Annotated in this window: 14 protein-coding genes; 13 read left to right on the top strand and 1 reads right to left on the bottom strand. The window is 61.6% G+C overall.

Annotated elements, in window-relative coordinates; all coding sequences use genetic code 11:
* Positions 1 to 74: 74 nt before the first annotated feature.
* A complete protein-coding gene (locus ABRZ00_RS00210) occupies positions 75 to 1,229 on the bottom strand; it encodes a cytochrome P450 (RefSeq protein ID WP_368641515.1) in 1,155 nt (384 codons plus the stop codon).
* A gap of 330 nt (positions 1,230 to 1,559) precedes the next feature.
* Between ABRZ00_RS00210 and ABRZ00_RS00205 the strand changes: the two genes are divergently transcribed.
* The 13 genes from ABRZ00_RS00205 to ABRZ00_RS00145 all read left to right on the top strand — a co-directional run bounded on the left by ABRZ00_RS00205 (position 1,560) and on the right by ABRZ00_RS00145 (position 23,959).
* Positions 1,560 to 9,188: an SDR family NAD(P)-dependent oxidoreductase gene (locus ABRZ00_RS00205; RefSeq protein ID WP_368644350.1), complete on the top strand. Its 7,629-nt coding sequence runs from the start codon at positions 1,560 to 1,562 to the stop codon at positions 9,186 to 9,188.
* A complete protein-coding gene (locus ABRZ00_RS00200; RefSeq protein WP_368641517.1) occupies positions 9,185 to 10,510 on the top strand; it encodes an aminotransferase class I/II-fold pyridoxal phosphate-dependent enzyme in 1,326 nt (441 codons plus the stop codon). The genes ABRZ00_RS00205 and ABRZ00_RS00200 overlap by 4 nt, the downstream gene beginning before the upstream one ends.
* Positions 10,511 to 10,539: 29 nt before the next feature.
* Positions 10,540 to 11,748 carry a Wzz/FepE/Etk N-terminal domain-containing protein gene (locus ABRZ00_RS00195; RefSeq protein WP_368641518.1) on the top strand — a complete coding sequence of 403 codons (1,209 nt, stop codon included), beginning with the start codon at positions 10,540 to 10,542 and terminating at the stop codon, positions 11,746 to 11,748.
* Positions 11,741 to 12,865: a polysaccharide biosynthesis/export family protein gene (locus ABRZ00_RS00190; protein ID WP_368641519.1), complete on the top strand. Its 1,125-nt coding sequence runs from the start codon at positions 11,741 to 11,743 to the stop codon at positions 12,863 to 12,865. The genes ABRZ00_RS00195 and ABRZ00_RS00190 overlap by 8 nt, the downstream gene beginning before the upstream one ends.
* 4 nt (positions 12,866 to 12,869) lie before the next feature.
* Positions 12,870 to 13,664, top strand: a complete 795-nt coding sequence (locus tag ABRZ00_RS00185; RefSeq protein WP_368644349.1) for an ABC transporter permease — start codon at positions 12,870 to 12,872, stop codon at positions 13,662 to 13,664.
* Positions 13,664 to 14,326 carry an ABC transporter ATP-binding protein gene (locus ABRZ00_RS00180; protein WP_368641521.1) on the top strand — a complete coding sequence of 221 codons (663 nt, stop codon included), beginning with the start codon at positions 13,664 to 13,666 and terminating at the stop codon, positions 14,324 to 14,326. Before ABRZ00_RS00185 ends, ABRZ00_RS00180 begins: the two co-directional genes overlap by 1 nt.
* An 88-nt stretch (positions 14,327 to 14,414) precedes the next feature.
* Positions 14,415 to 15,530 carry a stealth conserved region 3 domain-containing protein gene (locus ABRZ00_RS00175; protein ID WP_368642826.1) on the top strand — a complete coding sequence of 372 codons (1,116 nt, stop codon included), beginning with the start codon at positions 14,415 to 14,417 and terminating at the stop codon, positions 15,528 to 15,530.
* Positions 15,531 to 15,636: 106 nt separating this feature from the next.
* A complete protein-coding gene (locus ABRZ00_RS00170) occupies positions 15,637 to 16,434 on the top strand; it encodes an acyltransferase (protein ID WP_368641522.1) in 798 nt (265 codons plus the stop codon).
* Positions 16,435 to 16,800: 366 nt separating this feature from the next.
* On the top strand, positions 16,801 to 18,267 hold the full coding sequence (locus tag ABRZ00_RS00165; RefSeq protein ID WP_368644348.1) for a CDP-glycerol glycerophosphotransferase family protein: 1,467 nt from the start codon (positions 16,801 to 16,803) through the stop codon (positions 18,265 to 18,267).
* Between the two features lie 92 nt (positions 18,268 to 18,359).
* Positions 18,360 to 20,444 carry a capsular polysaccharide biosynthesis protein gene (locus ABRZ00_RS00160; protein WP_368644347.1) on the top strand — a complete coding sequence of 695 codons (2,085 nt, stop codon included), beginning with the start codon at positions 18,360 to 18,362 and terminating at the stop codon, positions 20,442 to 20,444.
* 23 nt (positions 20,445 to 20,467) lie between these two features.
* Entirely contained in the window at positions 20,468 to 21,661 is a 1,194-nt protein-coding gene (locus ABRZ00_RS00155) for a capsule biosynthesis protein (protein ID WP_368641525.1), read from the top strand.
* Entirely contained in the window at positions 21,661 to 22,410 is a 750-nt protein-coding gene (locus ABRZ00_RS00150) for an SDR family NAD(P)-dependent oxidoreductase (protein ID WP_368641526.1), read from the top strand. The genes ABRZ00_RS00155 and ABRZ00_RS00150 overlap by 1 nt, the downstream gene beginning before the upstream one ends.
* Positions 22,400 to 23,959, top strand: coding sequence for an LTA synthase family protein (locus tag ABRZ00_RS00145; RefSeq protein ID WP_368641527.1), 1,560 nt, complete (start codon positions 22,400 to 22,402; stop codon positions 23,957 to 23,959). Before ABRZ00_RS00150 ends, ABRZ00_RS00145 begins: the two co-directional genes overlap by 11 nt.
* The last annotated feature ends 74 nt before the right edge of the window (positions 23,960 to 24,033 follow it).

Raw genomic sequence — 24,033 nt, 5'->3', positions numbered from 1 at the left:
GATGAGCTTATGCGGTGTCCCCTCTTCGCCACGAAAAGCGGCGGGTCGGAGCGGGCCCGCCGCATGTCGGCGCTTCAGTCGTGGCGCAGTTGCAACATTGCCTGGCGGTAGCCGCTGGCCGGATAGATGGCCGGCATGGGCGGCTGGTCGGCGACGGGTTCCAGGACGCGCGTCCCCGCCAGCAGGGCCTGGATCATGGCCTCGATTTCCAGCCGCGCCAGGGGCGCGCCCGGACAGACGTGGATGCCGGCCCCGTAGAGCAGGTTCAGGGCGGGATCGCGGTCCAGGCGGAATTCGTCCGGATCGCCGAAGACGGCCTCGTCGCGGTTGGCCGAGGCCCAGATCAGCGTGACCCGTTCGCCGGCCTGGAGTTGCTTGTCGCCCAGGCGCACCGGACAGGTGGCGGCACGGCGGTTGGCGATCAGCGGTGCGTGGATGCGCAGGATTTCGTCGTTGGCGGGCCGGACCAGCTCGGGATGGCGGCGCAGGCGGTTCTGCAGGTCGGGATGGGTCGCCAGGTAGTGCGCGATGATGCCGACGCTGGAGGCCATGGTGCCCAGTTCGCCGACGGTCCAGTTGCGCAGGATGCTGACGATTTCTTCCTCGGCCAGGGGCCGGCCGTTCACGGTTTCGCGCAGCAGGCGCGTGGTCGCGTCGTCCGGCGCCTGGTCGCCGGCGTCGCGGCGGACTTTCAGCAGGGCGCGGATGGTTTCGTCGAATTCGGTGGCCACGGCGGCGATGGCATGGGTGTCGCCCGACAGCGTGGCGACGTTCTTTTTGTGGATCCACTGCCGCAGCGGCTCGTGCAGGCTGTCGGGCCAGCCCAGGAAGGCGCACTGCATGCGCAGGGCAAAGGGGTGCGCCAGGCCGAACATGATCTCGACTTGCGCATTACGCGGCAGCGCGGCGACCAGATCCGTGCAGAGGCGGCGGCAGACCGGCTCGAAGGCCGCCATGCGGTCGGGGCCGAAGTAGGGCTCGATCAACTGGCGGTAGACGGTGTGTTCGGGGGGATCCATGCTGTTGGGCACGGAAACGTGGCGGGACGCCTGGCTGCTGAACGTTTTGTGGTCCAGCAGGATCCGCATGACATCGGCGTGACGGAACACGGAATGATGCAGGTAGTCGCTGTGGGCCACCGGACAGCGGCCGCGCATGCGGTCATACGCGGCAATCGGATCTGCGAGAACTTCCGGGGCGCGAGGGTCCCAGTCCTGGGGTGCGGTCATGGCGGTTCTTTAGAGAGTCGGGCGGGCGGGTTTTATCCGGTCTTTTTGACTGTAGCACCGGGTAAACCCTGGGTGTCGCTGCCCGTCCGTGAAACCGGGGTTTATCTTCCTTGACTTTGACTTTTCTCAATCTGCGGGGTTTTTTCGCGGGTCCGCATCGTCTGTGATGGGGTGATCCCTGTCTTTTGCCCCATAAGCATCTTACCTTGAATGTGGTTGATAATATTACTGATGTAATACAATCCCGGCCAGCGCCAGCCGATCGTGTCACGGCACGGCGGTAGCGTGCCAAAAAGTAACAAACACAACAAAAGCTGTTGGGGAAGCTGTTTGTCAGTTCAGAAAAGTCAGAAAAAAAACCTGCGGAAAGCCGACGGCGCGCAGGCCTGCCCGGCGCCTGGCGCCATCGCCCTGGTCGGGATGGCGTTCCGTTTTCCAGGCGATTGCCGCGACGAGACCGGATTCTGGTCCGCGTTGGCCGGTGGGCGCGATTTGATCACCCAGATTCCGCCGGATCGCTGGGCCACCGCCGAACTGCGCCACCCCAAACGCGCAGAACCAGGCCGCAGCATTACGTTCTCGGCCGGCGTGCTGTCGCACATCGATACGTTCGATGCTGCGTTTTTCGGCATTTCTCCTCGCGAGGCTGCCTGGCTCGATCCTCAGCAGCGCCTGCTGCTGGAACTGTCCTGGGAAGCCATGGAAAACGCAGGCATTCCACCGTCCTCTCTGGCGGGCTCGGATTGCGCCGTCTATGTCGGCATCGCCGCGCTGGACTATGGCACCCGGGGCCTGGACGATCTGGCCAGCCTGTCCTCGAACTCCATGACCGGCAATACGCTCAGCGTGGCCGCCAACCGCCTGTCCTATTTCTACGACCTGCACGGCCCATCATTGGCGGTGGATACGGCGTGTTCTTCATCGCTGGTGGCCCTGCATCACGCCTGCCGCGCCATCCAGACGGGCGAGGCGTCGTGCGCGCTGGTGGGCGGGGTCAATCTGCTGCTGCATCCCTATCCATTCGTGGGCTTCACCAAGGCGTCGATGCTGTCGGCCACGGGGCGCTGCCGTCCCTTCGATGCGTCGGGCGACGGCTATGTCCGCGCCGAAGGCGGAGCGGTCCTGCTGTTGAAGCCCTATGAACAGGCCTTGGCCGACGGTGACGATATCCAGGCCGTCATTCTGGCCAGCGGAGTCAACGCGGATGGATCGCGCAAGAGCGGGATCACCATCCCCAGCGCCCAAGGACAGGCCGACTTGATGCGCGACGTGCTGTCGCGCAGCGGTCTGGCGGCCGGCGATGTGGATTTCATCGAGGCGCACGGCACCGGAACCGTCGTGGGCGACCCCATCGAGGCCGAGGCCATCGGCCAGGTCTATGGCCAGGCTCACGCCGCACCGCTGCCCATCGGTTCGGTGAAATCCAATGTGGGGCACCTGGAGGCGGCGTCGGGGATGGCGGGGCTGGTCAAGGCCGTGCTGGCCTTGAAACATCGGGTCCTGCCTGGAACCCTGCATCTGGACAACCCCAACCCGCGGATCGATTTCCAGGCCTTGAATCTGGAAGTGCCCACGGCGCCGCGCACTTTTCCGGAAACAGGCCGTCCCTTGATCGCGGGGGTGAATTCCTTCGGCTTCGGCGGTGCGAACGCGCATGTCTTGCTGCAAGGGCCCGCGCCGGCCGCTGTCCGGCCTGCGGCCGCCAGGGCGCTCTCTTCCCGGCAAAGCTCGAAGGATGCTCCCGTTTTCGGCTTGTCGCCGCTGGTGCTGTCGGCGCGTAGCGCACCGGCCCTGGCGACGCTCGCGGACGCCTACGCGCGCCAACTGGTCCTTCAGGGGCCGGATGCCTACGAGGCGATCGCCCGGGGCGCGGCTTTCCAGCGCGACCGGCTGGACAAAGCCCTGATTCTGCAGCCCGGGTCGTTCGCCGATGCGGTGGATCGGCTGCGGGCCTTTGCGGAAGGCGATGACCCCGAGGCGGTCCTGACGGAAGACCGGTTGCCCGAACCCGGCGGCATTGCGTTCGTGTATTCGGGCAACGGCGCCCAGTGGCAGGGCATGGGTTGCAGGCTGCTGGAAGAATCCACCCGGTTCGCCGCCATCCTGGCCGAACTGGATGCGCTGCTGCGGCCGCTGGCCGGTTTTTCCGTGCTGGACGAACTGCGCGCGTCCGCCGAGGCATCGCGCCTGGACGACACTACCGTTGCTCAGCCTTTGCTGTTCGCCCTTCAGGTGGCCGTCACTTCATTGCTGCGCGAGCGGGGTATCGAGCCGCATGCCGTTGCCGGCCACAGCGTGGGGGAAATCGCGGCGGCCTGGGCTTGCGGCGCGCTCAGCCTGGAACAGGCCGCTCGGGTGATCAGCGCCCGCAGTCAGGCCCAGGGCCTGACGCGGGGGCATGGCCGCATGGCCGCCGTGGCCCTGTCGGCCGAAGCGCTGTCGACCTTGCTGGCCGATCTCGATCTGTCCAGCCGAGTGGCCATCGCAGGCTACAACAGCCCGGTCGGCCTGACACTGTCGGGCGATCTGGAAAGCCTGATGCAGTTGCAATCGCATCTGCCATCAGATGTGTTCTTCCGTGTGTTGGATCTGGACTACGCATTTCACAGTCCTTACATGGATTCCATCCACGCTACGGTATTGCACAAGCTGAAAGGCCTGGAGCCGCGCGTACCGCAGTCCGCAGTCTTTGTCTCCACCGTTACGGGGGATGCCCTGGCCGACGAGCGCCTGGATGCGCAGTACTGGTGGCGCAACATCCGTGAGCCGGTCCGGTTCCAGGCCGCCATCCGCAGTCTGGCCGATCAGGGTTGCCGGGTTTTTCTTGAAATCGGCCCGCACGCGATTCTGCAGCGCTATGTCACCGAAACACTGACCTCACTCTCGATCCAGGGTCGGGTGCTTGGCGTGCTGCGCCGCCAGGACGACGGCATACGCTCGATCCGGGACGCTTGCGGGCGGTGCCTGCTGCTGTCCGATCCAGCCTTGCTGCAATTCCGTTTCCAGGCGGCGGCCCAGCGCGTCCGGTTGCCCAATTACCCCTGGCAGCGCGAGCGGCACTGGCATCCCCAAACCAGCGAGAGCCTGCGCGTCATTCAGCGGTCCCGCGAACATCCGCTGCTGGGCTGGCGTCTGCCCGATGCCGAGGCGGCCTGGGAAAATGCGCTGGATGTCCAGGTGCTGCCCTGGCTGGCCGATCATCGGGTGGGGGGCGCCATCGTGTTCCCAGGCGCGGCCTATGCCGAAATGGCGCTGGCCGCCGGCCAGGCCTGGCGGGGCGGAACGCCTGTGGTGGAATCGCTGGAAATCCTGGCGCCGATGGTCTTCGACGGCGACCATGCCCGCAGTCTGCGGCTGACGATTCAGCCGCGCGATGGCGGATTCATGATCCAGAGCCGTCAGCGCCTGAGCCACGATGAGTGGACACCGCATGCCGCCGGGCGTTTGCTGGAAAGTACCGGGGCATGGGCCGGAACGGACCCGGCCGCGCCCGGCGAAGCGCGCCGCGTGATCGATCACGATACGCATTACGCCCTGGCGGCCGGCCTGGGGCTGGACTATGGCCCCGTCTTTCGGGGCCTGCGATCCATCCGGGTCGAGGACGACCGCCTGGACGCCATGCTCGATCTGCCGGTTCAGGCCTGCTCGACGGACTATGTGTTGCATCCGGGCGCGCTGGATCTTTGCTTCCAGGCGCTGATCGCTTTTCTCCAGGATGCGGCTCCTTCGGGACGGGGCATGGCCATGCTGCCGGTGCGCGTGGGCCGGCTGACTGTGTGTCGGTCCGGGCCGGCGCAGCGCCTGCGGGTGCGGCTGCGGCGGCGCGGTCAGCGCTCTGCGCTGGCGGATTGCGAACTGCTGGACGGGGAAGGCGGGACACTGGCCGTGGCCGAGGCCTGCCGCTTTCGCGCCGCGGTCTTGAATCCGAACGCGGGCAAGTCGGCGAGCCATTGGCGGATCGTGCCGCGCCTGCAAGTCCACCCACATGACGAGCGACGGGCCGCGATTCCGGCGCTCTCCGGCCTGATCGCGTCCATGTCCGGGGGCCTGCCGCCACCGGAGGCGCGGCGGCGGTGGTTCCGCGAAACCTTGCCCTTGAGCGAAATCCTGGTGTTGTCCTTTGCGTTCGAGGCTTGCCGGCAACTGGCGCAGCCGCCCCGCGCGCCCGATTGGTCGGCCTTGTTCGACGCGCCGCACGCCAGCCCCCTGATCCGCTGGCTGGGCGCGCGCCTTCGGGATGAGGGTCTGCTGGTTCCCGAAGGGACCGGCTGGGCCTTGGCCCGGGATGCCGACTGGCCACCCGCGGCGGACGTCTGGCAAAGCTTGCTGCGCGACCACCCGGTCTATCTGCCGCAACTCACCCTGATGGGCCATTGGGGTCGCCAGTTGCCGGCCTTGCTGCGCGGTGAGCTGGACCCCTTGTCGCTGCATGACCGCCTGCGCCGTTCCGTCGTGGCCGAAAGCCGCTATCAGGACGACCCTACCTACCTGGGCGTGCGGCAGGCGCTGGAGGCCCTGCTGCGGTCTTTGGCGGCGGCGCTGCCCGCCGCGCGCCGCCTGCGGGTGCTGGAATGGACCGCCGCCCCCAGCGGGCTGTTCAAAATACTGCTGGACGTCCTGCCCGAGGAGCAGGTCGATTATGTGCTGGCGGTCACGGACCCCGAGCTGGCCGACCGCCAGGCGGCGGAGTGTCAGGATCAGCCGGCCGTGCGCGTCCTGCGGACGGATGACGATGAACAGGCGCTCCGCGAGAGCCTGGGCGCCGGACGATTCGATCTGATCCTTTATCGCCATAGCCTGCATCTGTTCGCCGATCCGCACACCGAGGCGGAGCGGGCGCGCCGGCACTTGGCGGACGGTGGCCTGCTGGTGATCGCCGAGCGCCATCCCGACTGGAGTGCTCACCTGGTGGAAGGCCTGGATCCCGCCTGGTGGGTGGACACCCCGGCCGATGCCGGCGCTGCCGAATCCGGCTCCATGCCCGCCCCGGTGGCGCCGCTGTGGCAGCCCGACGCCTGGTGCCGGCTGCTGGCCGAGGCCGGGCTGATGCACGGCACGGTCTGGCGCGAGTCCGCCGCCGAAGACCTGGCCGAAGGCGCGTACCTGGTGCTGGCGCAATGTCCGGACGCCGAGGCGCCCGTCGATCGCCCGGCCGAAGCCGGTGGCGATTGGCTGCTGCTGGTCGATGAGGCCAGTCAGTCCTTCGGACAGGCGCTGGCCGACGGACTGATTGCCGAGGGGTTGTCCGTGACGCTGCGGGACGCCGCGTCGCGGGCGCCCGGGGATGACGGCGTCTGGACCCATTGCGTGTCCCTGATCGGTTGGGGAAAAACCGCCGTCCGTGCGGCCGATCCCGCGATTTTCCTGCTGGGGTGCGTCCAAGACTGGATTCGCCGCGAGACCGCGCCACGCTTGTGGATCGTCACCCAGGGCGGATCGCCTGCCGGGGATCCGGCGCAAGGCCCCGACCCCAGCCCGGCCCAGGCCGCCCTGTGGGGATTCGGTCGCGTCCTGATGAACGAGGCGCCCGCGCTGGATTGCGTCTTGATCGACCTGGGCGGCGGCGATGCGGCGCGGCTGATCCGTGAATTGCGCCACCCCGACGGGGCCGACGAGATTCTCTGGCGGGGCGATCGCCGCCAGGTGCTGATGATGCGCGAGGACCGCCCAGAGCAGGCGGTGCCGCTACACCCTGCGGACCGTTTCCGCCTCGATTTCCATGTGCCGGGCAAGCTGCGCAACTTGGTCTGGCTGCGGGACGAGGCGCGCGCGCTGGATGATCGGGACGTCGAAGTCCAGACCCGCGCGGCCGGCCTGAATTTCCGGGACGTGATGTATTTGATGGGGTTGTTGCCCGACGAGGCCGTGGAAAACGGCTTTGCCGGCGCCAGCCTGGGCCTGGAGTTTTCCGGCGTGATCAGCCGGGTGGGAGCCGGGGTGCGCGATCTGGCACCGGGCGATGCGGTCATGGGGTTCGGGTCGTCCTGTTTCTCCAGCCATGTCGTGACGCGGGCCGATGCCGTGGCCCGCCTGCCCGAGGGTTGGTCTTTCGAAGCTGCCGCCACCGTGCCCACGGTGTTCCTGACCGTCTATTACGCCCTGAAGCAACTGGCCGATCTGCGGCCCGGCGAACGTGTGCTGATCCATGGCGCGGCGGGCGGGGTCGGGATCGCCGCCATTCAGCTCGCCCGCCACCTGGGCGCCGAGATCTTCGCGACGGCTGGCACGGATGAAAAGCGCGATTTCGTCCGGTTGCTGGGCGCAGACCATGTGTTTGATTCCCGCAGCCTGGCCTTTGCCGACCAGATCCGCGCCGCCACGCGGGGCGAGGGCGTGGACGTAGTCCTGAACTCTCTGGCGGGCGAGGCGATGCGCCGCAGCCTGGACGTGCTCAAGCCCTTTGGCAGGTTCCTGGAGCTGGGCAAGCGGGATTTCTTCGAAAACACGCCCCTCGGCTTGCGGCCGTTGCGCAACAACATCAGCTACTTCGGCATCGACGCCGACCAGTTGATGACCGGTCGGCCCGCACTGGCGGCGCGATTGTTCGCCGAAGTCATCACGCTGTTCGAGAAAGGGACGCTCGCGCCCTTGCCCTATCGCCGCTTCGGGGCCGATCGCGTGGTGGATGCCTTCCGTGTCATGCAGCAGGCCCGCCACATCGGCAAGATCGTGGTTGCCCTGGCCGACGCCCGGCCCAAGGTCGAGTCGCACATGACGGATGAGTCCGTCGCCTCGTTCCCCGCCGACGAGACCTGGCTGATCACCGGCGGGCTGTCCGGTTTTGGCCTGGAAACGGCCCGTTGGCTGGCGGCGCGCGGCGTGCGCCATCTGATGCTGCTGGGCCGGCGCGGTGCGGACACCCCGGGCGCCGCCGAGGCGATCCAGGACCTGGCCACCCTGGGCGCCCTGGCCCATGCGCGCGCCTGCGACATCCGCGATGCCGCAGCCGTGCAAGCCCTGATCGGTGAAATACGCCGGACGCTGCCGCCCTTGCGGGGTGTGGTGCACGCGGCCGCCGTGTTCGATGACCGCCTGGTCAGCCGGCAGGACGAGGACAGCATGCGCAACGTGCTGGAGACCAAACTGTCCGGCGCCTGGAATCTGCACCAGGCCACGCAGGCTGATCCGATCCGGCATTTCGTGTTGTATGCCTCGATCACCACCGCCATCGGCAACCCCGGCCAGTCCAATTATGTCGCGGCCAACGCCGGCCTGGAAAGCCTGGCCGCGCTGCGTCAGCGCCAGGGGCTGCCCGCCACCTGCATCGCCTGGGGGCCGATCGGCGACGCCGGATATCTGACCCGCCATGAGGCCGTGCGCGACAGCCTGGAGCAACGCCTGGGCCGCCCGCCGCTGAACGCGGCCCGGGCGCTGGAAGCGCTGGGCCGCCTCCTGGCGCAGGACAGCCCCCATGCCATCGTGGCGGACTTTGACTGGAACGTCCTGTCGCGTCTGCTGCCTTCGGCCGAGAGCGCCCGGTTTTCCGTGCTGAACCGCAACCGCCAGGACATCGCCGCCGACACCCAGGACATCCGAGCCCTGATCCGGGGCAAGGACGCGGACACCGTCATCCGCATCGTGCAGGAACGGGTGATCGGCGAAGTGGCCCAGACCCTGTCCATCGCGCCCGAACGCATCGAAGCGCACAAATTCCTGCACGATCTGGGCATGGATTCCCTGATGGCGGTGGAACTGGCGCTTGGCCTGGAGCAGCGCTTCGGCATCCAGTTGCCGGTGATGATGCTCAACGATGCGCCGACCGTGGCGGGCGTGACCGCCCGCATCATCGAGCGGCTGACGGGGGATGCCGAGGATGACCCGGGCGTGACGGCGGGCTCCGCCGAGCTGATCGCCGGCGTGGTGAGCCGGCATGAGTCCGGCCTGAGCGCCGATGAATTGCGCAGCCTGGAGGAAGAGACCCGAAGGCTGGCTGAAACTGGAACTTCCCTGATCCGATGAGCAAAATCGAACCCGCCCCTGCCGGCAAACTTCAATTGATCGACCGCATCCTCGGCAAGAAGGCCAGGGACAGCGGATCGGCCGCGGCGGCCCCGGTCCGCCGCGCTTCCGGCGCGCGCAGGATTCCCGATGCCTGGACCCGTTTCGACCGCCACCCGGCCTACGAAAGCATGCTGGTCTCCAAGGCCGCGTCGCAGCGCCTGGGTCTGGACAACCCGTTTTTCCGGGTGCACGACGGCCGGGCCGGGGCCATGACGCGGATCGATGGGCGCGACTACCTCAATTTCGCCAGCTACAACTATCTGGGCCTGGCCGGGCATCCCCAGGTCGACCAGGCGGCCAAGGACGCCATCGACCGCTATGGCACCACCGTGTCGGCCAGCCGCCTGGTCGCGGGCGAACGCCCCGTGCAGCGCGATCTGGAGCAGGCACTGGCCCAGGTGTATGGCACCGAGGACTGCGTGGTCTTCGTCAGCGGCCATGCCACCAACGTCAGCGCCATCGGCCACCTGTTCGGCCCGAAAGACCTGGTCGTGCACGACAGCCTGATCCACAACAGCGTGCTGATGGGCATCCAGCTTTCAGGTGCGGCGCGACGCGCCTTCCCCCACAACGATGTGGACGCCCTGGACCGGCTCCTGGGCGACCTGCGCGGCCGGTTCGAGCGTGTGCTGATCGTGGTCGAAGGCATCTACAGCATGGACGGCGACATGCCCGATCTGCCGGCGCTGATCGATCTGAAGCGCCGCCACCACGCCTTTTTGATGGTGGACGAGGCCCATGCCCTGGGCGTGCTCGGTGAAAAAGGCTACGGCCTGCACGAGCATTTCGGCATCGAAGGCCGGGATGTGGACATCTGGATGGGCACGCTGTCGAAAACCCTGTCGGGTTGCGGCGGCTACATCGCGGGCGAACGCGCCCTGGTCGAGCAGTTGAAATACGCGGCCCCCGGATTCGTCTACAGCGTCGGCATCGCGCCGCCGCTGGCGGCGGCCTCGCTGGCGGCGCTGGCGTTGATGCGGGCCGAGCCGGAACGTGTCGCCCGGCTGAAACAGCGGGGACAGTTCTTTTTGCGGCAGGCCCGCGCGGCCGGGCTGGATACCGGTCTGTCGCAGGGCTATTCCGTCATCCCGGTGATTCTGGGCAGTTCCCTGAAAGCCGTCCGGCTGTCGAACCAATTGTTCGAGCACGGCGTGAACGTGCAGCCCATCATCCACCCCGCCGTCGAGGAGAAAGCCGCCCGTCTGCGGTTTTTCCTGAGCAGCGAACATACCGAGGCCCAGATCGTCGAGACGATCGGGCTGGTGCAAACAATGGCTTGAAAAGGCCAGGACCCACTTTTTGATCGTTGATGTCCGACCTCACACCCCAATCCCCCGTGACGCATCCTCCCGCCCCCATTGCCGCCGGGCCTTCGGGCACCGTGACCGATCTCGAACTGGAGGACAGCCGGGCGCAAGCCGTCCAGAACAGGCGCCAACGACGCCTGTTCTGGGGCATTGTCATCATTCCCATGATTCTGGCCCTCGTGTATTACACGCTGTTGGCCGACAGCCGCTATGTCAGCCAGGCCCAGGTGGCCGTGCGCCAGACCAATGGCGAATCCAGCCAGGCCTTGCCCGGTCTGGCCATGATGCTGACCGGCACCAACCCGACATCGCGCGAGGAAACGCTGTACTTGCGGGAATACATCCGGTCCCAGGACATGCTGGATGCACTGAATGCGCAACTGCATTGGGCTGATCATTTCGCAGGTCGATGGCGCGATCCGTTGTATTGGCTGTCCGCCGATGCGACCACTGAGGATCAGCTGAGTTTCTATCGTCGTTTGGTGAATGCCCAGTTCGACGAAGAAACCGGCCTGCTGAGCGTCACGGTCGAAGCCCTGGACCCCGGGTTCGCCCAGGAGAGTCTGGATTTCATCCTGAAGACCAGCGAAGGGTTCGTCAATGAATTGTCCCACCGGATGGCGCGCGAGCAAGTGCGCTTCGCCGAGGACGAGCTGGCAAACGCCCATCGCGATTACGAAAGCCAGCGCGACCGGATCCTGGATTTCCAGCGCCGGAACCAGTTTCTGGATGCCGGCGAATCGGCCAGGAACCGCGCCACCATCATCGCCGAACTGGAATCCCGGCTGGTCACCGCCCATGCGGAGCTGAAGGCCTTGAAGGCCCGCCTGACCGGCGACGCCCCGGCGGTGCGCACGACGCAGACCGAGATCCGGGCCCTGGAACAGCAACTGGCCGTGGAAAACAAACGGCTGCTGTCCGATCAGGGCCAGAACAACCTGAATGTCGTTGCCGCGCAATTCCGCAAGCTGGAGGTCGACGGCAAGATCGCCGAAGAGACCTACAAGCTGGCCGTGGTCGCCTTGCAGAACGCCCGTATCGAGGCCAGCAAGAAAATCCGCAGCCTGGTCACCGTGGTGTCCCCCAATCTGCCCGACGAAGCACTGTATCCGCGTCGTCTGTACAACCTGTTCACCTTGATGGTCGTGCTGCTGCTGGTCTATGGCATCACGCGATTCATCATCGCCAGCATCGAGGATCATCGTGATTAAGCCCCTGCGACTTCTGGCCTGCCTGGCGGTCTGCGGCGCCTTATCCGGTTGCGCCGGCGCATTCCTGTCCGCGGCGGGGCCTTCCATCCGGCAGATTCAGAATCATTCCGAACCGGATCAGCCTGACGCCACGCCGCCCTATCAGTTGATCGATCTGAGCGCCACCACTATCGGGCCTTATATGCGGCCGCCGGAACCGGAACCCGTGGCCACCGTGACGGCCAAGCACATGCCCCAGTTGCGTCTGTCCCCCGGGGATGTCATTCGCCTGATGGTGGCCGATACCGTGGCCGATGGGGGGATTTTCGCCCCCCTGAGTGCCGGCGGCACCGTGTTCCAGCAATTGCGTGTCGAGGCCGATGGCCGCTTGTCGCTGCCTTATGTGGGCCATATCCGGGTGGCCGGCCTGACGCCCTATGAAACGGAACAACTGATCCGGCGCCGGCTGAAGGGCGTATCCGTTGATCCCCAGGTGCATGTCGCCCTGACGGGGGATCAGTCGGGCGCGGTCCTGGTAGCCGGCGCCGTCAAGCATCCCGGCCGCGTATCCACGCTGGATGGGCCTCTGACCCTGCTGGACGCCATCAACCGGGCGGGCGGCGCCGTGCTGGAGCCCTATCTGGTGCGGGTGACGTTACGCACGGGCGACCATGCCGAAGTCTACAACTACCAGGACATCCTGGAAGGGCAGAATCGCATCGTGCCCCCCGATTCCGAGATCATCCTGGATCGCAACCGCCAGCGTTTCGTCGCCATGGGCGCCGTGGTCAAGCCCGGCCTGCATGATTTCCCGGCCCCGAATCCCAGCCTGCTCGAAGCCCTGGGTGTGGTGGGCGGCCTGCGCGACAGTACATCGGATGCGACCGGCGTTTTCGTGTTCCGCCTGACCGACCCGGCATCGACCGGCCCGGTGGCGGAGCCCGGCAAGCCCGTCGCCCAGGTCTTTCGCCTGAATATGGAGGATCCTTCGGCGCTGTTTCTGGCGCGGCAGTTTCTGGTGCAGCCCGAGGACGCCATCTACGTGACCAATGCCGGCGTCTATGAATGGCAGAAGATCATTTCGCCCATCGTGCAGGTGCTGGTGCTGGGCCGCACGGCGGACGCGTTGGGGCGCTAGCGGCATGGCGGCCATCATTCGTCGCGATTCCCTGGCCATCAGCCGCGCCGTGGTGTTCGCCATGGTGCTGCGGGAAATGCAGGTGCGGTTCAGTTCCCGGCGCCTGGGCGGGGTGTGGACGTTGCTGGAGCCCATTTTGCACCTGGTGCTGATGATGGTGGTCTATGCCTACGTCCGCGGCAAAAGCCTGCCGGGGATGGAATTGCCCGTTTTTCTTTTGTTCGGCGTGCTGCCTTTCCTGACGTTCAAGAACATATCCCTGAACATGATGGAAGCCCTGGAGGCGAACCGCGCCCTGTTCGCCTACCGCCAGATACAGGTCATGGATGCGTGGGCTGCCCGATTCGTCGTGCATTTCTGCATCTCCGCCAGCGTGTTGCTGCTGGTCGGGCTTGTGATGGCTTTCTGGGGAGGATATGACCTGCGCATCCATGCGCCCCTGGAATGGGGGCTGACCTGGCTGGTTGGCCTGGCCCTGGCATTTGGATTGGGCATGCTGTACTGCGCCTTGGCCGAAGTCATGCCCGAGTCGAAAAGCATCATCCGGCTGGCCTATTTTCCCCTGTATTTATTGTCCGGCGCCATTTTCCCGGTGTGGCACCTGCCCGCCCAGGTGCTGGCCTGGATGGCCCTGAACCCCTGGCTGCACGTGATCGAACTGCTGCGGATCGACGCCAGCGCCACGTATCCCCGCATCCCGCAGGTCAATCTGGTTTATCCCTCGGTCTGGGCCTGCGCAACCCTGTTCATCGGCCTGGGGCTGTACCGCGCCCGGCGCCTGCACATGATGGCCGCCTGATGATCGAAGTGCGCAATCTTTACAAGTCATACCGCGACCGCAGCCAGCAGAAGCGCTACCGCGTATTCGAGAATCTATCCTTCACCATACCTGAAGGGCGCAATGTGGCCATATTGGGCCGCAATGGGTCGGGCAAAAGCACGTTGCTGCGTTTGCTGGGCGGTATCGATGTACCGGATCGGGGGCGGATCATCACGGACAAGCGGATCTCATGGCCCGTGGGCCTGAGCGGCGGATTCCAGGGGTCCTTGACCGGACGGGAAAACGTCAAGTTTGTTGCCCGCGTACAAGGCGCCCGAGGGCCGGCTCTGCGTCGCATCGTCGATTATGTCGAATCGTTCGCTGAGATTGGCGATTATTTTGATGAGCCGGTCAAGACGTATTCATCCGGGATGCGGGGGCGGGTGGCCTTCGGACTGAGCCTGGCCTTTGATTTTGATTATTACCTGATCGATGAGGCGATGTCGGTGGGGGATGCGCATTTCAAGAAGAAGGCTAAGACTGTGCTCCGCGAAAAAGTTGGGAAGGCAAACGTTCTATTGGTATCTCATAGTATGGGGGATGTAACCGCGCTGTGCGACCTAGTGCTGGTGGTGCGAGCGGGAAAGATCAGATGCTACGAGGAAGTTAAGGCAGGGATACAGGCCTACCAACAAGAGTAGGGGATGGTTCGGTTCTGCCTGTCCACCGATCTGATTTGCTCTTGAATTGGCTTAATGCGCCGATCGAATTTGGCTGCCTGTGAGCTATATGACAAAAAACGCTACTTACAGAAAATTTAAGAAGTTGCTCATCGATCCAGAGCTTTTCTTTCGCGACTTTCTTATGAAAAGAAGGCCTCCGATTTATAACGAAATTGGATGCAATGTGTATGAGGAAGGTGCGCTGATTTCGTCCAATAATATTCTAGAGAGCCTGCTGCCTAACGAAATCCCTGTGGATGTTGTTTTCACTTGGGTGGATGATGGCGATCCGATATGGAGACAGAAAAGGCAGGATAGTCTTCTACGCTGTGGTGGTGCCCCGGAGTGCTTGAATGCGCGTAGTTCTGCGCGTTTTAGAAATCATAACGAATTGACATATTCCGTACATAGTGTTCTCACCTATATGCCTTGGGTGAGGTCAATTTATATAGTCACAGATGGGCAGAGACCACGATGGGATCGCCTCGACAAAAAAATAAAATTTGTAGCGCATGAAGAGTTAATATCTTCAGAGTATCTTCCGACGTTTAATTCCCATGTTATAGAGGCGCATCTTCACAAAATTGCAGGACTTTCAGAATACTTTATCTATTTTAATGATGATGTTTTCGCTGCAAGGGGACTTGTAAAAGGTCACTTCTTTTCCTCGAATGGCCTCGCGGTTGTGTTTCCTTCTGGAAAGAGAATCTCATCATTGCTAGAAAGAGGGATCAGAACAGCGACGATCGCCGCGTCTATAAATAGCTCAGAACTCCTAAGAAATCGCTACAGTAAATTTATAGATATTCCTCTTGTCCATACCTATGTTCCACTGCGTAAATCTGCTTTTCGGCTCGCGTGGAATAAATTTGAAGAAGAAATACACCGTTTTCTTCCAAACCGGTTCCGAGGTGAAAGAGACCTGAATGTTGCAACGTTCTTAGTACCGTGGCTCATGTATTTGGAAGGAGCGGCATGTTTGGGGCGGGATGTCTGTCATTATTTTAATATCTCCTCTCCTGCCGCCCCTCAGTATTATAGAAATCTAATCCTTGCGCAGCTAAATGGTTCGTCTCCTCATTCTTTCTGTGTAAATGATGTCAGTGATATGGATGATATTCCTGGTTATAAGATGTTATTTAATGAGTTCATCGAGGAATATTTTGGAGTTTTCTCAAGATAGCGGATCTGTGCCGCCGAGGACGTGCCGGTTGCTATCCTTTGTGTTTGGTATGGAATATATTCTAGGTCCTATTCGCTAATTGTCATCTATTTTAATGAGAAAAGTAATGAACTTTTGGACGTACTTTCCAGATCAATATGTCCGAGACTTTGTAGAGTTCTGCGTTGCTGACTTCCCTATATCTACAGAAAAATTCTATGAATATATGCCAAGAGATATTGGTTTGGTTGGCGATGATTCAAATAGAATATATCTGGAGGATAGTCAACTTCCTGAAGGATTGAAAATAGTATTTACAGAAAAAGCTGTTAATTGCTGTATGGTCATAAGGTCGGGGGCAAATATTAAGAATAGTAGGGTCTCGTTTAAGGAAGATGGCCAATTTTCTTATGTTGGAACGGATGCCATACTAAACGGAGTGACTGCCATATTACTGGGAATCAGGGATTTCGTGTTGGTGGGGAACGGTGTTTCGGTCACGGCATCTTCTAGCTGGAGCACCGGTTTCAATTCAGGTGTTACGGGTAATGGACTAATCGTGGGAGACCATTGCTTAATTGGCCCAGAGTTGGTCATCCGTCCTGCAGACGGTCACCTTGTTATAGATTTAGAAAGCCGGGATCAGTTGAATAAATCTGTTCGACCTGTTGTTATCGAGCCGTACGTCTGGATTGCCCAAAGGTCAGCGATATTGAAGAGCGTGAGAGTGGGGGCTTGCTCAATCATTGCCTATGGGGCGGTCGTTACTAGATCGTGTGATCAATTTAGTCTTTTGGCTGGGGTTCCGGCAAAGGCTATTGATATGGGGCGGAAGATGTGGTTGAGGAATAATGCAAAAAAATCCATTCAAATACAGAAATTTTATGAGAGAAGATTTCTGAGAGACTGCCCTAATGGCGGCTAGAGGAACGGAAATTTGATTTCAAGAGCCATTGGGATGTATTTAATTTGAATTTAATTGATGTTAATTTCTTTGGTTTTGATGCTTGTGCCATTTGTGGTCAATATAATCGTATTTATTTCTTAGTTTGGATCTTGGATTTCTTTGATGCGATGGATCTATAAGGTTTCATAAAAATTCTGTGAAATGAAAAATAATTTATATAGCAAAAGATTAAAAATTCATAATTCAATTTTTAAAATAAATAGATACAGTAAATATTTCTGGATCTCATGTCTGTGTTTGGGGGTGGTGAGAAGGAGTTCGTTTGATAATAAATCTTTCCAGGTTTTGGCTTCTAATAGGAAAATTAAAGTAAAGATCTCCTTTATGCTGACCTTCAGATTGCATCATTTTGGATTTCTGATTGCAATATATGGTTTTAGATTGGATCCGGCGGCATTCAAGGAGATACATAATGGTCTGTTTCTTCGCAGTCTATCCGATGGTCTTGATTTTAAGAGACCTATTAAATATAAAACACTTGGATTTGGGCGGCGCAGGTATTTAAATAGCCGGATGATTTTTTTGGAAGGGTGTCGATCCGCATATATCAGGATGGGAGGTAATGGAAATAGTTATTTGACGATTCGAGAAACTGTAATTTCTGATCAAAATATCTATCAATTTAAGATTTTTATTGCGTGGCTGTTGTCGTATATTTTTCGTTTTTTGCCTAGACGATTTAAGCCGATTCTTCTATATGAAAAGAAATCTAGCAAATATGAGGAAAGCGCCTCTATGTTGTTTGAGCGGCTGGTCGAGTATGGCTACAGGGAAGTGAAATTCATACTATCTAAGCCCGCGGCCGATTCATTGGTAATTGATAGAAAATATAGAAATCAGATAATTATTAAGGGAAGTCTCAGGCATTATATTGCTTTCTTTCTGTGTAAGACCTTTATTTCTACGGAGTCTCCCGCTCATGCTATCGACCTAAGGGTCGCAAATCCTTACGCTCTCGAGAAATTGGCTCGTCGAAAGTTTGATTTTGTATTCCTTCAGCACGGAGTGTCATATATGATCTCTTTGGGGGCGAAGGAGCGGCGAAATTTTCGCCCAGGCAAGATATTTCCTGATAATACAAAAGTTGTTGTTTCTTCTCAATTAGAGGCCGATGAGTTTCGTGTTAATGCTGGATTTCTTGAGAGGAATATCTACGTGACTGGACTGCCTAAGTTTGATCATAAGGTTCGGTTCAGCCAGCATGACAAAATTATGATCATGCCGACCTGGAGGCCGTGGGACTATAACCTTATAGCCTTGGATGTTAGAAATTCAAGCTACTACAGGATGTGTGTCGAGATTGTGGGGTCTGTGCCAGACGAATTAAAAGAGAAAGTCATTTTGATGCCTCATCCTTTAATTATGGATTCTTTGCGCGACACGGATTTATCTAGCTATTTGACAGATTTGTCTTATGAGCATGCTTTGCGTAGCGCGTCAATCCTGATAACGGATTACTCTTCAATTGCATACGATGCTTTTAATAGAGGTTGTGTTGTGGTTTTTTGGTGGAAAGAAAAGGACGAATGCATGGCAAAGTATGGCGGAGATCTCATGCTGACTGAGGAGAACGCTTTTGGGCCAGTTTGTTTCTGTGGGGAACAATTAAGAGGTGTGATTTCCGAGCAATATGGTCGCGAAGTTGGTGATGAGTATTTCATGAAATTTAGAGAGATAGTGAATGACTTCGGGTCCAATAGCACTGACTTGCTGATTGAAAAAATTATAAAAGACGGTCTTTTGAGGAGAAGGCGAGCTTTCATCGAGGTTGGTCGAAATTCCGTTATATAGACGGTGAGATCGTTATGCAGTTCTTCGAGGTTTTAAAGTGGGGCTGTGGGGAAGGCCGAGAACTGATGGATACGGTGTGAGGTTTGGGAGGAGTGTTGGCACGTACTGCAGTTGGTGTTTTTTCGAACGGTATCCTACATAATCGGGTGGCGGAGCGTTTGCTGCAAAGCTCTTTCGTGCGAGTAACCGGCAACCGTATCCGACCAAGCGTTGACCGGATAGCCGGCTGGGGCTGCAAACAGAATACTCGACGCGCCTTTCAATACGCCAGCGAACGCGGCCTGCCCTTTCTTCGCCTCGAAGACGGCTTCCTGCGGTCCTACGGCGTAGGCCCAGGCTATCCGCAGCTGTCCTTGATCATCGATGACCAAGGTATTTATTACGACAGCACCCAGCCTTCGGCGCTGGAGGTCTTGCTGCAATCCGGTCAGGACGTCTTGCAGGGGCTTGGGGACCAGGTGTCCAGAGCGCGATCGTTGATCCTTGAGTACCGGCTCAGCAAATACAATCATGCCCCCGATCTGCCGCCAGCCTTGCTGCACTCGGGTGATGGTGGCCGTGTGCTGGTGGTCGATCAGACGGTGGGCGATGTCAGCGTGTCGTTGGGTGGGGCCTCGGCGCAAACTTTCTTCGACATGCTGGCGGCCGCCCGGCGCGAGAACCCCGGCGCCACGATCTACGTCAAAACGCATCCCGAAGTGTCTTCGGGCGCGAAGCGCGGTTATTTGTCCGATGTGGCCGAAGAAGACGGCATTGTGCTGTTGCGCCAGACGGTCAATCCGGTCGAGCTGATCCGTGCCATGGACCGGGTGTATGTAGTGTCATCCACCATGGGGTTCGAGGCCTTGCTGGCGGAAAAGCCGGTGTCTGTCTTTGGCCTGCCCTGGTATGCCGGCTGGGGGGTGACGGATGATCGCCAGACCTGCCCCCGGCGGACGCGGCGCCGCACGGTCGATGAACTGTTTGTCGCCGCCTATTTTCATTACACGCGTTATCTGAATCCGCTGACGCATCGTCCGGGCACGATTTTCGATGTGATCGACTGGCTGGTCCGGCAAAAGCGCATGCGGTGCCGATTTGCCGGAAAGATCGTCTGTGTCGGCTTCCGCCGCTGGAAAGCGGCCAATCTGCGGCCGCTTTTGCGGTTTGGCGCTGAACCTGTCCGGTTCGTGCGTAATGCCCGCCGGGCGGCGGCGGTGGGGCTCGGACCGGATGACAGCCTGGTGTGCTGGGGGCGTGAGCCGCCCGGGGGCGTCGCGGCATTGGCGGCCGCCAGTGGCGCGCGCCTGCTGCGCATGGAAGACGGTTTTGTCCGGTCGGTGGGCTTGGGATCGGACATGATTCCGCCGCAATCGCTGGTACTGGACGAGACCGGGCTGTATTTCGATCCGACCCGGCCGTCCGGTCTGGAAAACCTGTTGAACCGGCATGCCTGGTCGGCCGATGATCTGCGGCGGGCGGAATCCGTGCGCCAGTTCATCGTGACGCACGGCATCACCAAATACAACCTGGAGCCGCGCGCACCGGTGTCCTGGCCGTCCGGCGGCCGTCCGGTGGTGCTGGTGCCGGGCCAGGTGGAAGACGACGCGTCGATCCGTTTCGGTTGTACGGACGTCAGGACCAACCTGGCGCTGTTGCGGGCCGCCCGCGAGACGCATCCGGATGCGTTCATCGTCTACAAGCCGCATCCGGATGTGGCCTCGGGCAACCGTCAGGGCGTGGTGTCCGAGGCACAGGCGCTGGCGTATGCGGATCATGTGGAGACGCGGTGTTCCGTGATCAGTTGCATCGAGGCCTGCGATGCGGTGCACACGATGACGTCGCTGACAGGCTTCGATGCGTTGCTGCGGCATAAAAAAGTGGTGACCTACGGTCAGCCGTTTTATGCGGGCTGGGGCCTGACCGAGGACCGCGTCGTGGGCGGTGCGGCGTTTGCGCGGCGCCGGCGGCGCCTGACTCTGGCGGAATTGGTGGCCGGGACGTTGCTGGACTATCCCCTGTACTGGGATCCGCTGCTCAAGGGCTATACGACCTGCGAAGCGGTCTTGAACCGCCTGGTGGAAGAGCGCGATAGGCGTGCGCAGGACGGCACATTGGAACGCCTCAATCGCGGGTGGTGGGCCCGCAGTCAACGCAAGTTTCACGCCATTTGGCGGGCGTGGCGCACCGCCGACTGACCGGCTTTGGAGGGGATCACGGCATGCGCCGTACGTTTTTGTTCTTGCAAGGGCCTTGCACGCCTTTCTTTCGTGAATTGGCGCGGGCGCTGCGCAGCCAGGGGCATTGCGTGCGCCGGGTGAATTTCACAGCCGGCGATCTGCTGTACTGGCGTCTGGGACAAGCCGTGTCGTTTCGAGGGCGCTTGTCGCAATTGCCGTCTTTTTATGAACAGCATGTGCGGCAGTGGGGGGTGACGGACGTGGTGCTGTTCGGGGATTGCCGCCCCGTGCATCGGCCGGCGGTGGATCTGGCCCGGCGCCTGGGGTTGCGCGCGCATGTGTTCGAGGAGGGCTATTTCCGTCCGCATCGCATCACGCTGGAGCGCGGCGGGGTCAATGCCCATTCGCCACTGATGGCCGTGTTGCGTCAGGATGCCGCGACCGATTTTCCGCCACCCGCCGTCCCCACCGCCTTCAAGTCGCCGTTCTGGCGCCGGGCGATGCACGATGTGACGTATCACGTCGCCGGCGTGGCCAATCCCGTGCTGTTTCCGTTTTATCGCAATCACGCGCGCTACATCGCGCCGCTGGAATACTTGGGTTATGCGTGGCGCCTGCCTCTGTTGCGTTGGTATCGCGGGCGCGATGACCGGCTGCTCCGGACCTTGTTGCGCCAGCGCAGGCGCTTTTTCGTGCTGCCCTTGCAACTGGATGGGGACAGCCAGATTCGTCAGCATTCGCCCTACGGCAACATGCGGGAATTGATGGACGGGGTGCTGGCATCCTTTGCCCGGCATGCGCCGGCCGATGCGGTGCTGGTGGTCAAGAATCACCCGCTGGATCCGGGGCTGGCCAGACATGGCCGCGTGTTGCGACGCCTGGTGCGGCACCGCGATTTGCGGGGGCGTGTGTTCTATATGGAAACGGGACAACTGCCCAGATTGCTGCGCCAGGCCGCCGGCGTGGTGACCGTCAACAGCACGGTGGGACCGCTGGCGCTGGAAGCCGGCTTGCCCTTGATGGTGCTGGGGCGTGCGTTGTATGCCCAGCCAGGGCTGGTGCATCAGGGCGACCTGGACAGTTTCTGGACAGCGGACGCGAAGCCTGACGCGGGGCGTTTTCGCCGTTTGAGACAGCGGGTGCTGGCCCAGGCGACGGTCAATGGCGGTTTTTACTGCCCGCAGGGTATCGCCCTGGCGGTGCGCAACAGCTTGCCGCGTTTGCTGGAGGCCTGATGCGACGCATCCTCATCACCGGCGCCACCAGCGCCATCGGTTCGGCGCTGGCGTGGGAATATGCGGCGCCAGGCGTGACGCTCATCCTGCATGGCCGCCGTCAGGACGTGCTGGCGCGGGTCGCCCAGGCCTGCGAGGCGCGCGGCGCGACGGTGCGGTGTCATTGTCTCGATGTGCGAGACGGCCCGGCGCTTCAGGCCTGGCTGGCAGGGCTGGAGCCGTTGGACCTGGTCGTCATCAACGCCGGCATGAACACGCATGTGGGGCCGGGGGGTGAACCGGAGCCCTGGGACGAGGTGGATGCCCTGCTGGATGTGAACCTGAAGGCGTCCATGCGGATCTCACACGCGGTGCTGCCGGCCATGCGGGCGCGGGGCAGGGGACAGATCGCCTTCATGAGTTCGCTGGCCGGATATTTCGGTCTGCCGGTCACCCCGGCCTACAGCGCCAGCAAGGCCGGCATCAAGGCCTATGGCGAGGCCTTGCGCGGCTGGCTGGCCCCCGAGGGCATCCGCGTGAACGTGATCATGCCCGGCTACGTCGAATCGCCGATGTGCGCGGCCATGCCCGGCCCCAAGCCGTGGTTGTGGCCGCCGGAACGCGCCGCGCGCGCTATCCGGCGCGGCCTGGCACGGGATCGGGCGCGCATCAGCTTTCCCTTCCCCCTGAATTGGGGCACCTGGTGGCTGGCCGTGCTGCCGGCCGCGCTGTCGCATCGGATCGTGCGCTGGATGGGCTATGGGGCTTGACCCCGATCTGATCTCGATGCTGGCGGCGACAGGGGCGGGTGTCGTGCTGTCCGTCGCCATCGAGCGTCTGATGGTGCCGCGCCCGCCGCTGAGCCGACCGATGGCGGCCTGGGCGGTTCATGCGGGCATCTGGTGTCTGGCGCATGCGGCCTTGACGCTGTTGCTCGGGCGGCCCTGGTTTGCGGCGGCGCTGGTGTCCGCCTTCTGGCTGGTGCTGGTGCAGGTGAACAATGCCAAATACAAATCCCTGCGCGAGCCCTTCGTCTTTCACGATTATGAATATTTTACCGACGCGGTCCGCCATCCGCGCCTGTATATCCCGTTTCTGGGCTGGGCGAAATTCTCGGGGGCAACGGTCGGGGTGCTGCTGGCTGTGGCGGTCGGGCTGTGGGCCGAGGAACCGCTGGAAGATCGCTGGAACTGGGCTGGGCACCTGGGCGGTTTGTGCTCAGTGGCCGTATTGGGCGGGCTGCTGCTGTGGGGCGGGGCGTGGCGCTTGCCGGCTGTGACGTTTCAGCCGGCGCGCGATCTGGCGGCGCTGGGGTTCATGGCTTCGCTATGGCGATATGCCTGCGCGGCGGGGCGCCTGCCGTGCGTGGGGTCGCCATTCGATTTTGTGGCGCACGTCCGGCCGGTGTTGTCCACGAGTAGGGCGTCTTCGCGGGCCGGGACGCCGGGAAAGGAACTGCCGCATTTGGTGGCTATCCAGAGCGAATCGTTTTTCGACCCGCGCGCGGTGGTGCCGGGCATTCGTGGCGATGTGCTGGAGCAGTTCGACCGGCTGCGCGCCGATGCGGTCCTGCAGGGCGGGTTGGCTGTGCCTGCGTGGGGTGCCAATACCATCCGCACCGAATTCGCCTTTCTGTCCGGCATCGCCGCCGAACGGCTGGGCGTGCACCGTTTCAATCCTTACCGGGCTGTGGCCGCGGGGTGGCCGCTGGCATCGCTGGCGTCCTGGCTGAAGACCCTGGGTTATCGCACGGTTTGCGTGCATCCCTACCCAGCCGGTTTCTATCAGCGAAATCGCGTCTACCCGCAACTGGGTTTCGACGCTTTTCTGGACATTCAGGCCTTTGCCGGGGTGCCCACGGCCGGGCCGTATATGGACGACTGCGCCGTGGCGGACAAGGTCGCCGAGTTGCTGCGCCAGTCCGACCGTCCCTTGTTCGTGATGGCCATTACCATGGAAAACCATGGTCCCTTGCATCTGGAAACGGTTCGGCCAGGTGAGGCCGACGCGCTGTATACCCAGCCGCCGCCCCCAGGCTGCGAGGACTTGACGATCTATCTGCGCCATCTGCGCCATGCCGACCAGATGGCCGCCACCCTGCGCGACACCCTGGAATCCCTGGATCGGCCCGCCAGCCTGTGCTGGTATGGCGATCACGTGCCTATCTTGCCGGAAGTCTACCGGCGCTATGGGCTGCCCTCGGGCCGGGTGCCGTACGTCTGCTGGCACAACTGGGCATCCGGCCCGAGCCGGTCGCTGGACCTCGCCGCCGAAGACCTGTCGCGGCACTGGTTGAAAGGGGTGGGGCTGGTGCGGTGATGATTGCGTTCGTCGTGTCTTGAAAACCTCCTGATTACCCGCATATATATCGCATCTCGGGGCGTATGCGCCCC

This window comes from Castellaniella ginsengisoli (genome assembly GCF_040955415.1).
GTDB lineage: Bacteria > Pseudomonadota > Gammaproteobacteria > Burkholderiales > Burkholderiaceae_B > Castellaniella > Castellaniella ginsengisoli.
This window is presented reverse-complemented; position numbering and strand designations above follow the sequence as displayed.

Bases quoted from the DNA above. Each gene is read 5' to 3' on its own strand.
- ABRZ00_RS00210 (WP_368641515.1), bottom strand. From the start codon at position 1,229: ATGACCGCACCCCAGGACTGGGACCCTCGCGCCCCGGAAGTTCTCGCA.
- ABRZ00_RS00200 (WP_368641517.1), top strand. From the start codon at position 9,185: ATGAGCAAAATCGAACCCGCCCCTGCCGGCAAACTTCAATTGATCGAC.
- ABRZ00_RS00195 (WP_368641518.1), top strand. From the start codon at position 10,540: ATGTCCGACCTCACACCCCAATCCCCCGTGACGCATCCTCCCGCCCCC.
- ABRZ00_RS00185 (WP_368644349.1), top strand. From the start codon at position 12,870: ATGGCGGCCATCATTCGTCGCGATTCCCTGGCCATCAGCCGCGCCGTG.
- ABRZ00_RS00180 (WP_368641521.1), top strand. From the start codon at position 13,664: ATGATCGAAGTGCGCAATCTTTACAAGTCATACCGCGACCGCAGCCAG.
- ABRZ00_RS00175 (WP_368642826.1), top strand. From the start codon at position 14,415: ATGACAAAAAACGCTACTTACAGAAAATTTAAGAAGTTGCTCATCGAT.
- ABRZ00_RS00170 (WP_368641522.1), top strand. From the start codon at position 15,637: ATGAACTTTTGGACGTACTTTCCAGATCAATATGTCCGAGACTTTGTA.
- ABRZ00_RS00165 (WP_368644348.1), top strand. From the start codon at position 16,801: ATGCTGACCTTCAGATTGCATCATTTTGGATTTCTGATTGCAATATAT.
- ABRZ00_RS00155 (WP_368641525.1), top strand. From the start codon at position 20,468: ATGCGCCGTACGTTTTTGTTCTTGCAAGGGCCTTGCACGCCTTTCTTT.
- ABRZ00_RS00150 (WP_368641526.1), top strand. From the start codon at position 21,661: ATGCGACGCATCCTCATCACCGGCGCCACCAGCGCCATCGGTTCGGCG.
- ABRZ00_RS00145 (WP_368641527.1), top strand. From the start codon at position 22,400: ATGGGGCTTGACCCCGATCTGATCTCGATGCTGGCGGCGACAGGGGCG.